The 17,498-nt window shown below is 42.3% G+C and carries 12 protein-coding genes; all 12 read right to left on the reverse strand.

Annotated features, from left to right (window positions below; all coding sequences use genetic code 11):
* The coding region (locus AX660_RS23295; RefSeq protein ID WP_162266411.1) for a hypothetical protein at positions 1–437 on the reverse strand (437 nt) is incomplete at its 3' end.
* A 48-nt stretch (positions 438–485) separates the two neighbouring features.
* A complete protein-coding gene (locus tag AX660_RS08820) occupies positions 486–1,958 on the reverse strand; it encodes a hypothetical protein (protein WP_131811777.1) in 1,473 nt (490 codons plus the stop codon).
* 626 nt (positions 1,959–2,584) lie between these two features.
* Entirely contained in the window at positions 2,585–3,700 is a 1,116-nt protein-coding gene (locus tag AX660_RS08825) for a lactonase family protein (RefSeq protein WP_068375690.1), read from the reverse strand.
* 118 nt (positions 3,701–3,818) lie between these two features.
* A complete protein-coding gene (locus tag AX660_RS08830; protein WP_082768866.1) occupies positions 3,819–4,802 on the reverse strand; it encodes a family 16 glycosylhydrolase in 984 nt (327 codons plus the stop codon).
* A 186-nt stretch (positions 4,803–4,988) separates the two neighbouring features.
* Entirely contained in the window at positions 4,989–7,421 is a 2,433-nt protein-coding gene (locus AX660_RS08835; RefSeq protein ID WP_068375692.1) for an alpha-amylase family protein, read from the reverse strand.
* Between the two features lie 24 nt (positions 7,422–7,445).
* Positions 7,446–9,797, reverse strand: a complete 2,352-nt coding sequence (locus AX660_RS08840; RefSeq protein WP_068375694.1) for an alkaline phosphatase D family protein — start codon at positions 9,795–9,797, stop codon at positions 7,446–7,448.
* A 119-nt stretch (positions 9,798–9,916) separates the two neighbouring features.
* On the reverse strand, positions 9,917–11,593 hold the full coding sequence (locus AX660_RS08845) for a hypothetical protein (RefSeq protein WP_068375697.1): 1,677 nt from the start codon (positions 11,591–11,593) through the stop codon (positions 9,917–9,919).
* Between the two features lie 158 nt (positions 11,594–11,751).
* Positions 11,752–12,468, reverse strand: coding sequence for a DUF6445 family protein (locus AX660_RS08850; RefSeq protein WP_068375699.1), 717 nt, complete (start codon positions 12,466–12,468; stop codon positions 11,752–11,754).
* A gap of 20 nt (positions 12,469–12,488) precedes the next feature.
* Positions 12,489–13,220 carry a hypothetical protein gene (locus tag AX660_RS08855; protein WP_068375702.1) on the reverse strand — a complete coding sequence of 244 codons (732 nt, stop codon included), beginning with the start codon at positions 13,218–13,220 and terminating at the stop codon, positions 12,489–12,491.
* Positions 13,220–14,611, reverse strand: a complete 1,392-nt coding sequence (locus tag AX660_RS08860; protein ID WP_162266412.1) for a family 16 glycosylhydrolase — start codon at positions 14,609–14,611, stop codon at positions 13,220–13,222. The genes AX660_RS08855 and AX660_RS08860 overlap by 1 nt, the downstream gene beginning before the upstream one ends.
* Positions 14,612–14,641: 30 nt before the next feature.
* On the reverse strand, positions 14,642–15,610 hold the full coding sequence (locus AX660_RS08865) for a family 16 glycosylhydrolase (protein WP_068375704.1): 969 nt from the start codon (positions 15,608–15,610) through the stop codon (positions 14,642–14,644).
* Positions 15,611–15,687: 77 nt separating this feature from the next.
* Positions 15,688–17,448, reverse strand: a complete 1,761-nt coding sequence (locus AX660_RS08870; RefSeq protein ID WP_068375706.1) for an Ig-like domain-containing protein — start codon at positions 17,446–17,448, stop codon at positions 15,688–15,690.
* Between the last annotated feature and the right edge of the window lie 50 nt (positions 17,449–17,498).

The raw sequence follows: 17,498 nt of genomic DNA on the forward strand, positions 1-17,498 counted from the left end.
CCTGCAGAAAAGTTAGCGGCTGTAACAAGTATCTTAAGAGTGCCATGAATATTGTAATTGTAAGCGAGAGTGAAACGATGAACGTAAGCTATGAGTGATGTACTGAAAATCACTTTATTATTCTTATCTAATATTTGAAAGCTATCAGGTTCTGACAAAGCGTCAATATAAATATTAAGAATGCCGTTATATCCTGATGTAGAAGTAGAAGGGTTATAATTTCTATATGAATTACCGGAATAGTAGTTGTTAGTTGAATCTTGGCAACTTGAATTTGTTTGTTCAGGTTGCATTTCATCAAAATACGTTAATATTCTTGAAATAGTATTATTTGTGTGGCTTGCCCCTTCTTTTAAATAAGTTTTGATTAGCGAGTGACCCGTAATATCATCTGAAGAAATATTAATATTGTAGGGTAATGGCTCAATATGACCCAAATTTCTAATTGAGTTTATTATCTTGTCTGTGTAGTTGGTATAATAATACTAATTGCGGGGAATATAACTTGCTGGAGAACCCAATCCATATATTCTCAGAAACCTTTCTGCCTTCCCTTGATTAAGGTTATTCACTTTTTCCCATACTTCATTGGCAAAAAAATTGCCTTGCGAATGCGCGAGTAAAACAACATCACCTTGTGGAATCCTCACGTTAATATCACTGTAAAGTCTTGTCATGTCATCTCCGTCTTTGTAGTCAGAAAAGTCAATCGAAGCGAGATAATCTGTGATAAAAGAGATGGGAATATTTTTTGTTTGTAGACCTAAATTAAATCTTGTCACATCAGCCAGAGCTAGAAACCATCCTGAATTGTCATTTGGAGAATTCACATATTGCTTGAAAGCTTGAATTGCATCAAATGCACCTTCACTATAATTATGTGTTAACGAAATGCTCACATTTGCGCCATAATCGTTAAAAACCTTTTTTATATGTGCAAGATTTGCGTCCGCTGCCGGTCTATCAGTTAGCATTCCGTTGACATAAATCACGAATTTGAAACCACTAGATGAGGTTGCATTCAGGACAGCAAGGTCATCAGACAATCCTAAATTTTCACTCTTTTTTTCAACGTTATCACCCTGCGTTGTTTCAAAAAAAGCTGATTTCTCCAGTTCACTTTTTACATAAGAAGCCATATTGGAAGTGCTTGTTGAGATATTACAAGTCATAGGCCCTATATTGACACTGTAGCTAGAATTTGAATAAGCGTTTTGTGCTGAAACATAGCGTCTAACTGCATTCTCATTATCGAGCAACGTACCGGTGACTTCACTTATGCCTGCTGCCCCTTGTAAACAAATTAAAGCATGGGACATATTCCAATAATCGTATCTCATATCATTTGAAGGCCCATAACTATTATCAACTAACCTTTGCAAGTAATACGCATAGTGTAAAAGATATGTATGATTGTTACTTCCCACTGTGTGGAAAAAGTCAGCTAGAGATTCAGCATCATCACGAATACTGTTACTGTTTGAATCAGATGTGTTTCTATTATAAGTTGAGACAGTAATAGAACTACTTGGATTAGAATAAAGACAACCACCTATTAAGATGCCACAACTCCTAGTTCTATATTGTATACCACTCGTTTTAGGAGGATTTGAATCAATATACTGAGCCAATGTTGTTCCATCTCTCTTTATTTGCTTAGTATTTTGCGGTAAATCACTCCAACTTGAGGAAGCTATTCTTCTTTGAACAGAATAGCGTGTAGCAGTATTTAATGGAGCGCTCCATTCAAGAATTACCGCTCCCATTGTCGTCTTCTTTACAACTATAACACAAGGGGCTGGAGGTGCGGGAGATGGAGATGGTGTACCAGGGCTAGTGCTGTTAGGTTCAGAGGTTGATGAAGTGGAACTTCCACCACATAAAGCAAAAACATTTGTACAGACGCTAAATATTAAGATGAAAGAACATAATATTTTTTTCATAATTGAATTGTTCATTGTAAAGTCCTTATTTCAAATCACCATGTTTAGTAATATACCTACATATTGATATGTAAAAATATTTACTCTCGATTAGCTTAGGTTATTATTATTACCTTCGCTGTATCGACTGCAAATATAGCACCGGTATAAATACTTACCAATTTTTTAGCTAATATCGTTGTTATTTTATTAGGAGGTGAGGCAAATGCGGAGTTGCACACAGAGAGAGGAATAAGCCGAAAAAATGACACCTCTTTGACTTCAAACAATCAACTAAACCAAAATCAGCGGTCAGCTAATTAACGATCAAATTTGCAACTGAGATTAAAATTTTGGCTGTCTGCAATCTTCTAATTGGGATCGTTCACTGAACAGCTCAGCTTGTCTGCACTTGGCTGTGAGTTCAATCGGTCAGTATTTTTGTCGTTCTATTCAATAATTCGTTTCGTCCGCTTTGGGCGTGAAACCGAAGTTACCGTTATATGACCTTCGACGTAACTACATCTATGGCGTTGAAAATTTTGGAGAACACCTAGCTGATCAGGATTAGTTTAACTTTTTCGAGATGTTTGAAAAATTAACTAAAAACCCTTAAAGCCTCGTTTTTAATGGCCGCAACGGCCATTAAATTGAATTTATGCCTATTGGTTAGCCTTGCCAAATAAAATACAAATCGGCCCTGGAACACTGATGATCCCATTGGTTTGAAACGTTAGTTCACCATTATTTTGGTCGATTTGAAACACAGAAATGGTATTGGAATGGGCGCCTGCGGCTAACAGCCATTTGCCACTAGGATCCAAATTAATATTGCGCGGCCACGAGCCGCGAATTGCCTCGACTTCTTTAAGGTCTAATTTTCCTGTGTTTGGATCTGCGTGATATACAGTGACCGAATCATGACCACGGTTTGCTGAATAAATGAAGTTGCCATTTGGGTGCACCAGTATTTCAGACGAAGAATTGAACATTTCTTTATCCTTGGTTTGCTGGGTCAAGGCTTGAGTTGTACTTAAGCGCGTGGCGGTGCCATGAGCTGCGTCGTATTTGAAAGTCGTAACCGATAAACTCAATTCATTCAGCAAGTAGATAAACTGTCCATCGGCTGAAAATCTCATGTGGCGCGGGCCGGCACCAGCAAGTGCGTCGATAGTGCCATGGCTTTTTACCGTAACCGTATCAAGGTCGATTTTATACACCACGATTTTATCGAGCCCCAAGTCAGGCACAAAAGCGTATTGACCGTCTGGCGAGTACCCAGTCCAATGAGGATGTGGGCTATCTTGACGATTACCAACGATCTTCGACCCTCCCTGGTGATCAATTAACTGTGAACGTTCGCCAAGTTTGCCGTTTTCAATGATAAGGAAAACAGCAAGCGAACCTCCACCATATTGGGCGGTCAGTAAAAATTTGCCGGATGGGTGGAGTGAAATATGGGCTCCGCCGCCATCACCTATGTCAACTGAGTTTAATAAAGTAAGACCTGCATCTTTTTCTATTTTATAGGCAAGCACATGGGCTGCGCCATCAAGTACATACAAATGTGATTTAGCCACATCCATCGCCATAAAATTCGAGCCATTAACTTGCACCACCAAATTTGCTGGCGAAAGTTTGCCCGTTTCGTCGTCAAACACCGCGTGGTAGATACCCTTGGTTAATTTACCTGAGGTACCAAAATACACATCATGGGTATTAGCCACCGATATATTAGCCAGCAAACATAGTAGGGTAGCGAGGAGGGGTTTTAACATGTACAGGTTCCTAAATAATTATTGAGCATTGTCTAACTCTTGCCTTTGTTTTATGCATTTTAGGCAGGGAAAAGTCGCCCTCGTAAAAATCCAAGTTAAAACCCCAGTATAGACACAGTTACTTTTGCCATACTCGCACATATTCGATTTCATAATCGACTATACCATCGTCTTTTTTACCTTGTGGACTGTTTCGTTCCAGATCGGCTTTACTTTCTGGAACGCCATGCCACGGGAAGGTTTCTTGATCTAACCAAAGACTGATAGGACGAACAGCCACATAGCCATCATAATCAGCAGGCACTTCACGATTTTCTCTGGCAAATTTTGTTACTTCCTGTGCAGATACCTCGGAAAATAGTTTGCCATCCACGTAATACTTTACGCCACTTTCATCCCACTCAAAGCCATAAACATGGAAATCATCAGCCACCCGAAAACCTAAATCTTTGCGTTCGGTGTAGGTAGGTTTGCCTTTGACTAAGGTGCTCCAGTCACGGATTGACCACCATAACTCGCTATCAAGATGGTCTTTGTTTGGATCTTTGGCATCGCCAAATTGTTCGTAAAAATCGATTTCTAATTTTTCACCCATTGCCCAAAAGGCGCTGGACACTTCAGCATCCGCTGCCTTACTTTTTATTTCGATATAACCGTACTTAAACTCTTTACGCCCGATAAAACAGGCTGTGGTTAGATTTTCATATTTTAAAGCATCGCCAAATACGGGTTTGTGAATTTCTTTTTCGAAAGGGAAGTCAGGCTCCCAGCGAGTTTCCAGTATTAATTTTCCGTTTTCTAAGCGGTAATTCTGTCCTGAAAATTGTGAAGGGGCACGGCCTTTCCATACTTTTTTATTAGGTTTGTCTGGGTGTTGGTAAACAGGTTTGCCGTCTTGAAGTTTACCCACAATATACCAACGCTCCTCATCAATTGTGTCGTCGTTAAATTCATCACTTACCTCTGTGTTTAACTTCCACTGACCTAAATTTTGTTGATCTGATAAAGGTAATACCTCAGCGTTTGCTGTAAGTGGTAAGCAAAATAGGGCAGATATACTGGCTAGTTGCCAGCCCCTGAATTTGTTTCGATTGTTTGACATGTTATTTGCCTTATTAGCTTGTAAGTGTGATTTTTGTTTAATGGGGTTTTTATTTAAAGAACTTTGGCTTAGTTGGGGCGCAGTTGCTGACATAGTTCAGTACTCGTGCTCGGCTTTCGACCCTAAGCAAAAAATAAAGCAATACAGCCGACAGTAGAAAGGGCTGTATTGCTTTTGATGAACAGACTAAAGCGCGTTGACCTCAAGTAGGGTTACACCTTTAGACTTAAGCTCAAACTCAGCCGCCATAGGTTGGCCGGTTAGCATGTTGGTGAGGGATACTGACTTTCCATTTTTTAAACTGAGCTTAAGATTGGCTTTGTCTTTACCAATATTGAGAATACTCACAAGGTAACTGCCATTTGGATTTTTCACCACGCGCCAAGTACAGCCTTTGTGCTCGCTACCGTTGTCTTCTGTTAGCACAATATCAGGCCTACCCGCAGCAACTTGCTCGAGGGCAAGGTCACGAATTTTCTCAATAGCGGATTTGCCATCCAGTACGATTAACTTGCCTTTGGCTTGTGATAAAGCAAATTTATGCACTTGGCCATATTCGTTTTTACTTAGGCTCAGCGCACTATCTACAATCACCGTGCCGCCATTATCAAGATAGCTTTGCAAAGCCTTTAATTCAGACTCGGTGACAAATTCAGTGCGGTAAACCAAAATCGCATCCCACAGGGTATTATCTTGTTTTTTAATAATATTTTCGGTCGCAAAGCCCACGGGGAAACCTTCAAAAAACAGCTTTTCATACATGCTAAATTGCTCAGACATATGGTAAGGCTTGTTGATAGCGGAGGTTTCTGAGTGGAACAAACGCAGTGGGCGCCGTTGTTGACGCAGTGCGATGACTTCTTCAGAAAAACTATTTAAGTCGTACATCACTTGGGTGTAGGCGTTGGCGATATGCGGCTGCTGATTTACCGAGCCGGCAAATGAGCCAGCTAGGGCAGGGTCAAAAAAGTTTAACGTGCCTTCCAGTCGATCTTCGGGTGAACCATCTGGATCTCTAGCCCAAAACCACGCCATGCTGGCATCCATACCTTGTAAGGTGGCGAGCCAATAGACGCTATCTACATAGTCCACTGAGGTATCTAGTTTTCTCCACCATGAGGCAGATAAGAAGTGCGATTCTGAATTGATGTGGATTTTGTTAGGTCCCACCGATTCCATGAAATCATAGGACATACTCATTTCTTCCCAGAAATAAGCGTAATGCGACTCCCACTTTTCTGGTTTGTTGGTATTCAAACGACGACTTTCGCGTGTTTTGGCGTCGTTGCCTATCATGGTGGTCAGTTCAACAAAAGATTCTGCGTCGATACCATGAGAGCGATTATTTTCGCTGTACATATCAGGCATAATTTTGATGTGGGTGTCTGCGCCTGGATTGCCCTTTTGTAATTCGCCTTGTAAATAGCTAAACCAGTCTGTTGAGCGAAACATATTAAAGCGCGCCCAGTCGTACCAAATGGGGGTGCCACGTGTGGATTTGTCGATTGGGATCTGGATTTCTACATGGTCGAAGCTGCTGAACGTTGCAGACCAATTTTTGTTTAAATCCGCGATGTTGCTGTTATAGGTTTTATCTAGCCACTGGCGGAATTTGTTCAGCGTATAAGAAGAGATGGCTTGCATCTCATCAAAGCCTTTAGTCCAGTGATCGGTTTCAGAAAACCAATGGGGTTCGTTAGCGAGAATGTAACCCAGTTGCGTGACTTTTTTGCCTTTGGTCAATTCTCCGGTTTTTTGTGCAATTTTACCCCAAACGTCTCTTACTAAGGGGTTATCAATATCGTAACCAGTGAATAATGAACGGCCCTTTCTGACTTCTGGTTCACGTTTTTCGACCCATTCTGGGATACCCATGTTCCAGTAAATCAAAAACCCCACGTTCTCGTTGGAAATATCGGTTACTTCTGACATCAGTTCAGCATCAAAGCTGCCGTCTTCTTTTAACAAAAACGAGTTGATTGCTCTATCGTGATCTACTGGATAAAGGTTTTCACCACCGTGAAAAATCGCACCAAGATGGTCGTTATACACTGCCGTGTCGGTCAAGGGGCGACCAACGGATTTGGAAAAATAGTCGTACAGAAAAATAGGTCGGCCGTTGCTTAATAACATGTTGTCGCCAACCACAATGTTTTGCCAGTCGACTTTATTAACGGGGCGGCGCTGGATCTCGCCACTGAGCACGCTCGTCAGTTCTTGTATGCCCCCATCCAAAATTTCAATTACTTTTTGCCGCTCAAAATCCGGCAGTTCATCGGCCATTTTATCTTTATCCGCTTTATAGGGGGCGTACTGCTCAAACATGTAAGCAACACTTTCGCGGTTTGACTCATCCCAGTTAGCAAATTTTAGGAATTCTTTAGCAAACCAAATAACCGTTTCTTCACGTGTTACATCGATATTTTTGCTGTTTGCTTCAGACATCAAACCTTCAAGCGTCTGGATTTTTTCCTTGGCTTGTTGCTCGTACAAATTATCCGATTTAACCGTTACCAATGCCTCGTGCTTTGCGCTAGCTTGTTTACTTTGCTCAGAACAGGCTAATAAAAGTAAGGATACAAATGCTGACAGTGCCCAATAAGTTGTTTTTTTATGCATGATTGTTCTCTATAGAAAGGTGTATTAAACCGATTCAAGTCGATTGTGGCCTTGGTTTTCATCTTGATGAATAGTCACTGGCCAACCCGGAAACTGCTTATCACTGTCATTTTTGCTGACATCCACTAAATAGCGGTAGGCATGCAGGGTGTAGCTTAGTTTTTCGGTATCAAAAATAATAAAACCAAAACCGCTGCCTTTTTCATGGGCTTGGATATAACGATTAGGTGATTTGCCAACTTCGGGAACACCCACCGCATACACATACATTTTGTTGCCAAAGCTATCAAGAAATTCACCGGTTTGTGGCAGACCATGAGAAGGTCGGTTTTGGTGGGGTATGCCTACCTGGTCGGGTAGCCACCATCTTGGCCAACCGGCTGAAATCGCTGGGGTACAAAAAGACCAATTACTGTCTCTTTGTTGTTCGACACCATATTGGGCTAATGAGCCCAGATGAGTATCACCACAAATATGTAAGGCTTTCGATTTGCGCATGATGCTTACCGCACGATCTCGGGCTGGAGCTGGCCAACCGCTGCTATCAAAATCGTATTTCAAATAGCGTTCTGGCGTAGGTTGATGAGTTGAAATACCGGCAAACACGGTTTGACTTAACACCGCCTTTAATTTGTGACCGCGCCAGTCCGTCGCCCATTTATCCAGAAACGCTTCTTGTTTTTCACCCAATAATTGTGAATTGGGTGGATTGATGGCTGGATTAATTGACGTCGGAGATTCACCTACACCGGTTTCGCCAACAACCACACCGGCCTGCTCGGGGCCATTTTTCCATTGTCTGTCTGCTAAAATAGCAAAACCGACATTGCCATATACCATATCGCTGTAATAGGTACCGATCCCATCGACAGAGAGAGTGGTGTCATAAGGATCAGGGTGATGGCTGGTGCAAGTGCGATGCACAGCATTAACAAAACGCGCGGTTTCGATATAGCCGCCTGTTAAGGAGGCTGTCGGATCGCTGTCTGGGTCTTTTTTGAGGACACCACCTTCGCCCCACAAATTACCTTGTAATACGTCATGATCATCGGGTAAACAAATAGTCGGTTGGTTGCGCATCACCTCTCTAAATGCCCAGCCAAACTGATAAAATTTTCTTAAATAGTTTTCAATAGCTGACTCAAAAGGCGCTCTGACGATGCCAAAGCCACCATGACTTTCGTAAATTTGATCACCGGAAAAAAATACGATATCAGGTTGCAAGGCCCGCACATTTTGTTCAACCGGCGTATAAGGAAAACTGTAGTCATTCTGGCAAGTTAAGGCCGCCATTTTTAACTGTTTGCTTTGCGGGTTAGCTTTTATGAGTCCTTCCCATACATCGGGCGTTTCACTGCCATCTTGGTGTTTTTCTTGATAAACAACACGAAATTGACTGTCTGATTGCGCGTTCCAGTTTGCTATTCTAAATGTGGCAACCCAAGCATCGGGATCTAATTGGCTTTGCCCATGGCTACGCCATTTACCATCCTGTTTAATTTGCAACTGCACAAATTGATTATCGTCATGGCCCATTGGCCCAGTAAAAGCACTGAGTTTTAATACAAAGCCTTCAGCGGTGCGGGTATCATTTAATGAATACATGGACCACAGAATGGGGCCAAACTTGTTGGTCGGCGTGACCACAAAGGCATCACCTTGCATTTGCCAATTGGAAAAACGATAACGGTTACGTGGGCTTAGCTCTTTGGGGTGAGAGCTTACTTTAAAATTACTGACTAAGGCGACATTGCCAAATAGGTGGGCAGCGGGAACAATCAATGTCATTTGGCCAATGCGCTCATTTGTGGCGGCAAGGATTGCGGTCAATGACAGTTTCATTGCACCAGCCTGAGGTTTGCCCGTTAAAGACAAATTGATCACGTCGTTGCTGCTGTAAACGCCGGAAAGTGGAGTTCTTTTTCCAGCAATTTCTAATTCATTACCGATAATGCCAACATCTAAGCCTTTTTGTACAAAACAACTACTGCGATAGTCGTTAACCTCATTGTTAACACCTAAGCGAAATCCTGCTCCGCCACTATAACTTAGCCCACCAATCGCCTGTACAGATGTGGACATTTGAAAGGATTGATTGGTGTTTTCTAACCTATGGGTTAATGAGTGCACAGTGCGATTGCCATTAATGCTTTTACATTCGGCAGCGCCATCCACTAAATGCCAGTCTTCCATTGGATTAGACCAGTATTCGCCGCCCAACCACGTTCTGTTATGGGTGTTTTGCCACTTATCACGCGTGTTAGATGGCAAGTTTTTATTTGCACTATTAACATTTGGTTTGATTGTGTTAGTACAAGCTACACCACTCACCGCTAAGCTTGATGCAATAAGTTTTAGGGCTTTACGTCTGTCCATAAGAGTATCCTGAGGGCAGTAAAATAATGTTAAGAGATTACTTTACAAACAAACTTATGTAAATAGTATGTTGCAAAACATATGATGTTTAAATGTGTGGCATTATTTCATCATCTGGCCTAATCACATGCAAATAGCTTTTCATTATCACGGCTAATTGTTTTAGAGGCACTCGGGAAGCCTGTTGATTTTTCTCGCAATTCTTGTTCACTCGGTACCATGATTGAGTAAAAACGGGGATCGTCTATGGTGGTGCTGCTGGCCGCATACAGTAATGGACTGATGCTTGGTCCTTGATGAAAGGTTTCCATATAGGGTATAGCGTCAGCAAGCCATAAGTAGCGCAACTCACAAGGTACAAAGGGCAGGGTACCTTGTTTTACTTGGGCATTAGTTCCATAGATTGTTGTTACATCGGTGATGCGAGAATCAGCGGAAAAACTCCCGACAGGTAAATTGTCGGGATTAGTAAATTGCCCACTAGAGGTTTGCCAGTCAACAAAGGCTCTATCGATACGTACCGCCGCTCCGCAGCTATCTGCCGCGATTTTTTGCACGTCGAAGCGGCCGTTTGTGGCGCCCCAGGGTTGGATCATCACAGCCGCATTGCCATTTTTACACTTGATGTTATAGCCAAAAATGTCTGCGATCTTAGATATCTCTAAGGGAGCTTGCCCACCAGATGCACTCACTGCATCTGTCTCAATTCGTAAGGTAGCGCCACCACCAAGTGATTCAATGTTTTTGAAAAACACATTTTCGCCCACTCGAACTTGCACTGCGCCATAGCCACCATGCGCATTGATGACAGTGATGTCTTTTACTAAACCATTGCTTGCACCGGCCCATATTCCGTCGGTTTTACTTGGTACTAGATTAACCGAAGAGTGGACTGTGCCCTTATCGATAACATAAACACCGCTGAGCATAAAATTTTCTACGTGTTTAACACTAAAGGGCACCAGTCTTGGCGGCTCTTCGTCAAGAATATACAAATCGTCAGAAAGGTCAGACATATCAATGGTGAACTGCTCTGTAGCAGAGCTTGACCGAATGCTGACGTTGCGAATGTAGGGACCTCCATCATAACCAAGGTGAAATAGCGGGCCATTATAAGTAAAGCGCTTAGGTTTAATGACTACCGCTGGCTCAACAATAATATGTACATTGGAAGCGAGTTTTATTTCACCGAGCACCCACTCAGGATCTGGCGATGCGGGCAGTGTTATGTTTCCACCTCCTTGAGCGTTGAGTTGATTAATGAGTGTTTGTAAATTGCTAGAATCATCGCCTGGCTCATTAACTAAGGTCATTTGACGCTCAACAGGGATAGAAGATGAGGTGTCGTTGAAAAAATCGCTTTCAACTAAAAATTCAGGCAATGAAGCATCGACGCAATCGGGATGTTCAATACCCGCTATGGCGCAAAAAGGTAAGGTACAAGTTGGATAATCAGTACCACCGTTTGCACAAACAGGTGCAGTGCAAGTTGGATAATCAGTGCCACCGTTTGCACATGCAGGTGCAGTGCAAGTTGGATAGTCAGTACCACCATTTGCACAAACAGGTGCAGTACAAGTTGGATAGTCAGTACCACCGTTTGCACACACAGGTGCAGTGCAAGTTGGGTAATCAGTACCTCCGTTTGCACATACAGGTGCAGTGCAGCTTGGGTAATCAGTACCACCGTTTGTACAAACGGCAGTTTCTTCTTGGTCTTCTCCCCCTCCACTACAAGCGGTTAAAAATAAAAACAGGGATAAAAGAATAGATCTGAGTAAGGTTTGTTTTATCATTTAAATTATGCCTTTCATCATCTAGGCGATGATTTTAGTTTGTGTAAATTAACCAACGAGTTGGAAGGTAAATTTGTTGCAAGGTAAAAGAACGTAAAAAATCTACGTTCTTAAATCGCAAACTTTTTTGTTAGTTGCTCAATATTGGTTATCGATACTTATGCTTGTTTAAATTCGATAAAAAAATTGGCTGATAATCTGCCGGTTTTAGGGTCGTTATTGACATCATGTTTGGGATTATCAATGTAGGCAGAATGTAAAATAGTTGCGGGGTAAATTAATAAGCGGTTGGGTTTATAATCCACCTTATGGATCAGTTCAAAATGCTCATTACTCTCGGTAAAGTATTGCTGTTTTGGCTGGCCTGCATGATCAATAAAAGCTTGCGCCGATTGTAAATAGTGCTGCCGACGACCCTGAGTAATATTTTCATAACCTGTTGGTTTATGTCGATAAAACCCCGTTCCGCCAAAATCACCGTCGTTAAGATAGTGGATCATGGCAAAATTGAATGTATCGTTATTGTCAAAATGCGGAATACACTGCAACAAGTCCATGTTTTGTGGTTGCTGGGTTATAAGTGAATAACTGCCATTTTTAGGAAACAAGCTTAGTGCTTTAGGTACTTGAAAAAAGTGATAGAACACGTCCAAGGAATAACGTAGTACTGCCATACCGTAGGCTTCTCCCACAGGAGCACGAACCCCAGGGTAATAAGCGCCAATCTTATTTTTATCGCTTGAATAGGCAATTGAGCATGCTTCTTTTTGCGCATCGCTATAATCCAACATGACATCATCCACCACAAACAATGGGGTTTGTTCGTGGCCTAAACGATAGGCTTTTTGTTGTAGTTTAGGATTGATTTCAAACATAAAATTTTAACGCCACCATACTATTGAGCTGCTTTTAAAATGAAATATTTACCATATTTTTCAACGATGGGAGTTGTTTTACCTGTTTCAGATAAATAGATAACCCAGCTATAGTTTCCTGGCGGAAAATCATCGGTCATATTGGTTAAAGGCAAGCTCATATCTCCCGGTGTGGTAACCGGAAATTTCAACGCACCTAACTCTTGCTGATTGTCACTATTCAAAAGTTTAAGGTGTAAATCCCGCGCGGCAGTGATGTCAAAAATCACTCTTAAATTAACATCCTCTTTGCCAATAACCTGCTTGGGAAAATCAACCATCTTCACTTTATCTCTAGCGCTAAAATTTGCGCTCTCCACCAGTTTTGCTTGATTAAGTACACGTAATTCTTGATGAATGGTTTCACCCAACCTGTCATTCCAATCTTTACCTTTGGGGGTTAAATAGGCGTCTATGCGGTACTGACCGGGCTTTAAATTGTCTACCGGTATTTCAAAATGATATTTGCCAGATTTATTCACGCGCTTCATCGCACGTTTTACGGTTTGCCAACCATCCATATTTTGCACTGCAACGTGAAGGTCTCGCGTTTTAGACAGTTCGACTTCAATTTGGACCAATGGCACCTCTTCAAAACCGATACTCTTTTGCACACTAAACTCAACAATACTGTCGTTGTTTGCTTTAGCGTTTATGGCAGTAAACAACAACATTAAGCACACAAATTGAACAGCTAAAGAGCGGTATTTCATTATTCCTCCTGCGGTATTTTACTAATAGCGATATCATCAATAAACAGGGTACTTGTACCTGCTGGTGCATCGGCCTGTTTGATGATAATTCGCATACGATCATTAAGTTTTGACGCTTGTGTTCTGACAAAGGGCAGGCTTACTTCTACCCATTGAGAAGGTGTGATGTTGCTTACATTAATGGGTGATAAGACTAACCAGGGGTTTTCTAATATGATGTTTATTTTCTGGACTTGAGATTGTGGCTCTTTCCATAGTTTAAAGGTGAGTTGATAGTTGCCTTCATCTAAACGAATCGAACCTTCTGGCGAAAACGCCACGACCTCATTTTGGGCAAGTTCAGCGTTTTGCACAAAACGTAAACTTTTGCGGCCACTGGCAAATTTGTTTTCGTTAAAATCCGTGATGGCAAAGTGCTTGGCAGAGGCATTATCAAACCACCATTGCTTGGCATACAGATCCCGAGCTTCAGGCATTTGTCGCATTTCACTGATATATGGCCCTTCAAAGCCATAAAACGCAGGGGCGAGTAAGTTGCTGTCCGGCTTTTGCCATATGCGCACATAATCAATCTCAAAATCCACTGGTAATTCTTCTTTACTGGGAATGCCATGCCAAGGAAATACTTCTGAATCGAACCATAATTCCAGTGGGTTGTTGAGTAACCAGCTATCGCCCATTTCCGCTTGATTAACGGTATGTACTAATTCACCGTCTAAATACATTTTCAAACCATCTTTAAGCCATTCCACACCATAAACATGGAAAGCATCTGCGGTTCGGCCTGCCATTTTATGGGGATGTCGCCACACTTTATTTTGCTCTGCATGCCCTGGGCGCCAATCGTGAATAGAGGTGACAAAGGTACTTTCTGGATTGCGGCTGCCAGTTTTAACTCGGCCAATTAACTCAAATACATCTAATTCTTGTTGATAACCCGTGCCCCAAAATGCACCTGTCATGGCCGCATCCGGAATTTTGACCCGCACTTCCATATAGCCATATAAAAAGGTTTTTTTACTGATAATGGCGGCTGTGGTGATATTTTCGTAACTTGTTATTTCTTGTTTAGCAGGTGGTGTGCCGACAAATGCATAATCGGGTTGCCATTGTGTTGTCAGTTTCAACAGGCCGTCACTTAAGTTGACGTTATGCGGGGCAAACTGTGATGGTGCTCGACCTTTCCACAGATAAAACTTTGCCTCTTTACCTTGCACAAACCATTTGAGCTCGTCCAGAGCAGTACCATTGAATTCATCACTGACTTCTGGATTTAACTGCCAGTTTTGGCTGTTTTTTGGATCTGATAATGGCAATATTTCTTTTGCTAACACTCCGCATGAGAGGCTCATGAGTAATAGAATATTTAGTGGTTTAAATAACAAATTCATTTTGCAAACACTCATTTAATAGAGAAATATTTATTGGCGCGGTTTGTAAACACGTACCCAATCCACTTGCATAGTGCTTGGAAAGCCCTCAGCCGTCGCTTTGCTCGGCACGGCACAACGTACAAATTCAGGAGGACAGTTGTTATAGCTAACATGGGGGAAACGCAAACCTAACGATAAGGTGACATGCATGGGTAGATGCCAATAAACGTTGGGTTTTTCGGCCACTTTTTTGCCATCTAAATACCAAGTGATTTTTTCTGGTGTAACTTGTGCACCGTAAACATGAAAATCATCTCTGGGATCAAAATCGCCATGTATTTTATTGCGGGTTAATTCAGGATGAGTATTTGGACGCTTCCAGATTTCTTTGCCATTTTCTATGACACGAGTGTGCAGATTCATGTCCAGCACTTCTGGTCCTTCAAAGGTGTGATGAGCTTTATCCCATTCCGCTTGTTGAAGTTCAATAATGTCGACTTCAGAATAGGTAGGTTCACCTTCCTTAGTACCACGCAAACCTAATGCTTGTACTTCTTCAGTTAAGCTATATATCCAAAATGCCGGACTTGCAGCTGGGTAGGTGGGGATACCCTTTAGTCGTGCTTCGTAATAGCCATAAACCTGATATTGGTGAGATCGCAAGATGCCAGAGGTGTAATACAGTTCAGTCTCCACTTTTTTACCATGGCTTTTATAGGCGTGGCGTTCAGCAGTATGAGGTTTGTAGTTAATCTGGATGTTAAGATTGCCATCTTGTTGCCACGTATTGTCAGTCTCCCACGACCACGGGCCCCAACTGCCAGGATCATTATCCCATTTCTCGCTATCAATTTGCGTGGTATTAAATTCATCTGACAGCGCCGCTACGTATTCCCAATCATCGGCAGATGATTGCAGCAAGGTTGGCTTAATTTGCGTGTTAGTTTGCTCGCTTGTGGATTCGCAAGCGCTAAGGCTTAACATACAAAAGGTGCTAAGTATTAAATATCGTTTCATGGTTTTTCCAATGCATAGTCACCCAGCAAGGGTGACTATTTCTAATTATTGATTAACTGGATGTTTGATTATCTAGCTTATTCAACTTCAACGATGGAGTAGTTATCGAGAAGAATGGTTTCGCCATCAGCGAAGCCATACAAATCCCAGAATTGGAATACAACAGTCGTTTGATTCCAGTTGGCAGGGACTTCCCATACATTGGTACCAGTGAGAGGATTGATAAACTCAACAAATTGCCAATCTGTAGTCGGTTTCAATACGGCCGACACTGCTCCTTGCACGCCTGCTTCATAGCGCGCTGGGAAGTTAGCCAAGCCTTCACAACCTGTGCAGTTCCAGGGTAATAAGGTGTGATCTAACTTCACTTCATCTGAAGGTAGTTGTCCAAGTTTTGCCCATACTGCAAATTTAAACTTGCGGCCAACTGAGGCTTCACCACGTCCATAAGTTGCAGCATGGAAGTTATACACTTGGTTCCATTGCTGTTGGGTTGTTATACCGCGCATTGCGCCACTGTTTGTCGAGCTTATCCGTAATGAATTACCATCCAAACCTTCAGCAACAGGCGCAGCATTGGGTCCCCAACCACCATTATTTAAGCCTAGGTCTGATACATAGAACACAGCCCCTTCAGCATTAGGGTTGGGATCACAGGCGTAATTGCGTTCCGCTGTTACGGTAACCGATTGCTCAAGAATATCTCCTGCAGCCGTTGCACCTGTATAACCACTGCTAAAACCTACGTTAATTTTAGCTTGTTCTCCCGCCGCCAAAGTATTGGAAAATTGACCGGTAGCACCAAATGCTCCATCACTTTGTTCACCTAAAAAGTTGGCGTCTGCACTTTCTGATACCCAAGAGTAATCATATTCACCCGTTAAGGTATCCGCCACAATCGATGGTTCAACACTGACACCTATCGCCGAACAAGTGGGAACTGACTTAGTACCTAAAGGCGCGCCGAGTTCATTTACATCCTGACTAACGATATTGAGGTTAAAGCCAGAGGTCACTTTGATTACTGCTGTCGCTGATAGCTCAGGGTTTTCAACACTAGTCACCGTAATGGTGGTTTCGCCACGCGCCACTCCAGTAACAGAGCCTGCAGCATCCACTGTTGCTATTGCTTCATCGGCAATCGCGTAGGTCAGTGCTGAATTACAGGAGTAAGCCGGTGCGGTAGCTGACAACATAGGCTTGCTATCACCAGTTGCTACATTTAAGTCAAAGGCTTGCACGTTAGTAACAGGGTCACTAATAGCATTTAGTGTTAAGTTGAGGGTACGGAAAGGGGGACTTGCTCCTGGAGCGAGTTCAAAACCATTATCCACAATATAGTTAATCGTATAACTGATGGTCGTGGGGAAATCTCTTGAGCCATTGCCTTTAGGTGTACCGTCTGGATTAGTGTCGCCACGTACATCTGTGGTATCACACATTCTCAGTGATTCAGAAAAGGCATCAGTATCAACTAACAGCGTCACTCCATCTGCGGCAAAAGTAAAAGGTGATACAGTTTGGTTTGCTGCAAAGCCCGGTTTTTGTGGGGTAACAAATTCTCCGTTTGAGGCTACAAATGCAATTTCTCGAATATGAATAGGGGACGTCGAACTATCTACCGTTAAGGCAGTGCCATTAACAGTCGCCCCTTCAAGTAAATTAATTTGTTGTACACCTGATTCTTCTGTAAATGTTTGACTGATGGCTTCATTGCTATATACCACCGCATTATCATTGATAAAAGGATGCTCATAACCACTATCAGGACCACCGCAGCCATATAGTGATGCTGACATGACTGCAAATATTGTTGTTTTTTTCAGTAAGTTGTTCATCTTACATCTCCAAAATTTTTTAGCTTCGGCTGGTGTCAACACCAGCCAAT

Source organism: Paraglaciecola hydrolytica, from assembly GCF_001565895.1.
Taxonomy (GTDB): domain Bacteria; phylum Pseudomonadota; class Gammaproteobacteria; order Enterobacterales; family Alteromonadaceae; genus Paraglaciecola; species Paraglaciecola hydrolytica.

Bases quoted from the DNA above. Each gene is read 5' to 3' on its own strand.
- AX660_RS08840 (WP_068375694.1), bottom strand. From the start codon at position 9,797: ATGGACAGACGTAAAGCCCTAAAACTTATTGCATCAAGCTTAGCGGTG.
- AX660_RS08835 (WP_068375692.1), bottom strand. From the start codon at position 7,421: ATGCATAAAAAAACAACTTATTGGGCACTGTCAGCATTTGTATCCTTA.
- AX660_RS08850 (WP_068375699.1), bottom strand. From the start codon at position 12,468: ATGTTTGAAATCAATCCTAAACTACAACAAAAAGCCTATCGTTTAGGC.
- AX660_RS08820 (WP_131811777.1), bottom strand. From the start codon at position 1,958: ATGAACAATTCAATTATGAAAAAAATATTATGTTCTTTCATCTTAATA.
- AX660_RS08845 (WP_068375697.1), bottom strand. From the start codon at position 11,593: ATGATAAAACAAACCTTACTCAGATCTATTCTTTTATCCCTGTTTTTA.
- AX660_RS08860 (WP_162266412.1), bottom strand. From the start codon at position 14,611: ATGAATTTGTTATTTAAACCACTAAATATTCTATTACTCATGAGCCTC.
- AX660_RS08830 (WP_082768866.1), bottom strand. From the start codon at position 4,802: ATGTCAAACAATCGAAACAAATTCAGGGGCTGGCAACTAGCCAGTATA.
- AX660_RS08865 (WP_068375704.1), bottom strand. From the start codon at position 15,610: ATGAAACGATATTTAATACTTAGCACCTTTTGTATGTTAAGCCTTAGC.
- AX660_RS08855 (WP_068375702.1), bottom strand. From the start codon at position 13,220: ATGAAATACCGCTCTTTAGCTGTTCAATTTGTGTGCTTAATGTTGTTG.
- AX660_RS08870 (WP_068375706.1), bottom strand. From the start codon at position 17,448: ATGAACAACTTACTGAAAAAAACAACAATATTTGCAGTCATGTCAGCA.
- AX660_RS08825 (WP_068375690.1), bottom strand. From the start codon at position 3,700: ATGTTAAAACCCCTCCTCGCTACCCTACTATGTTTGCTGGCTAATATA.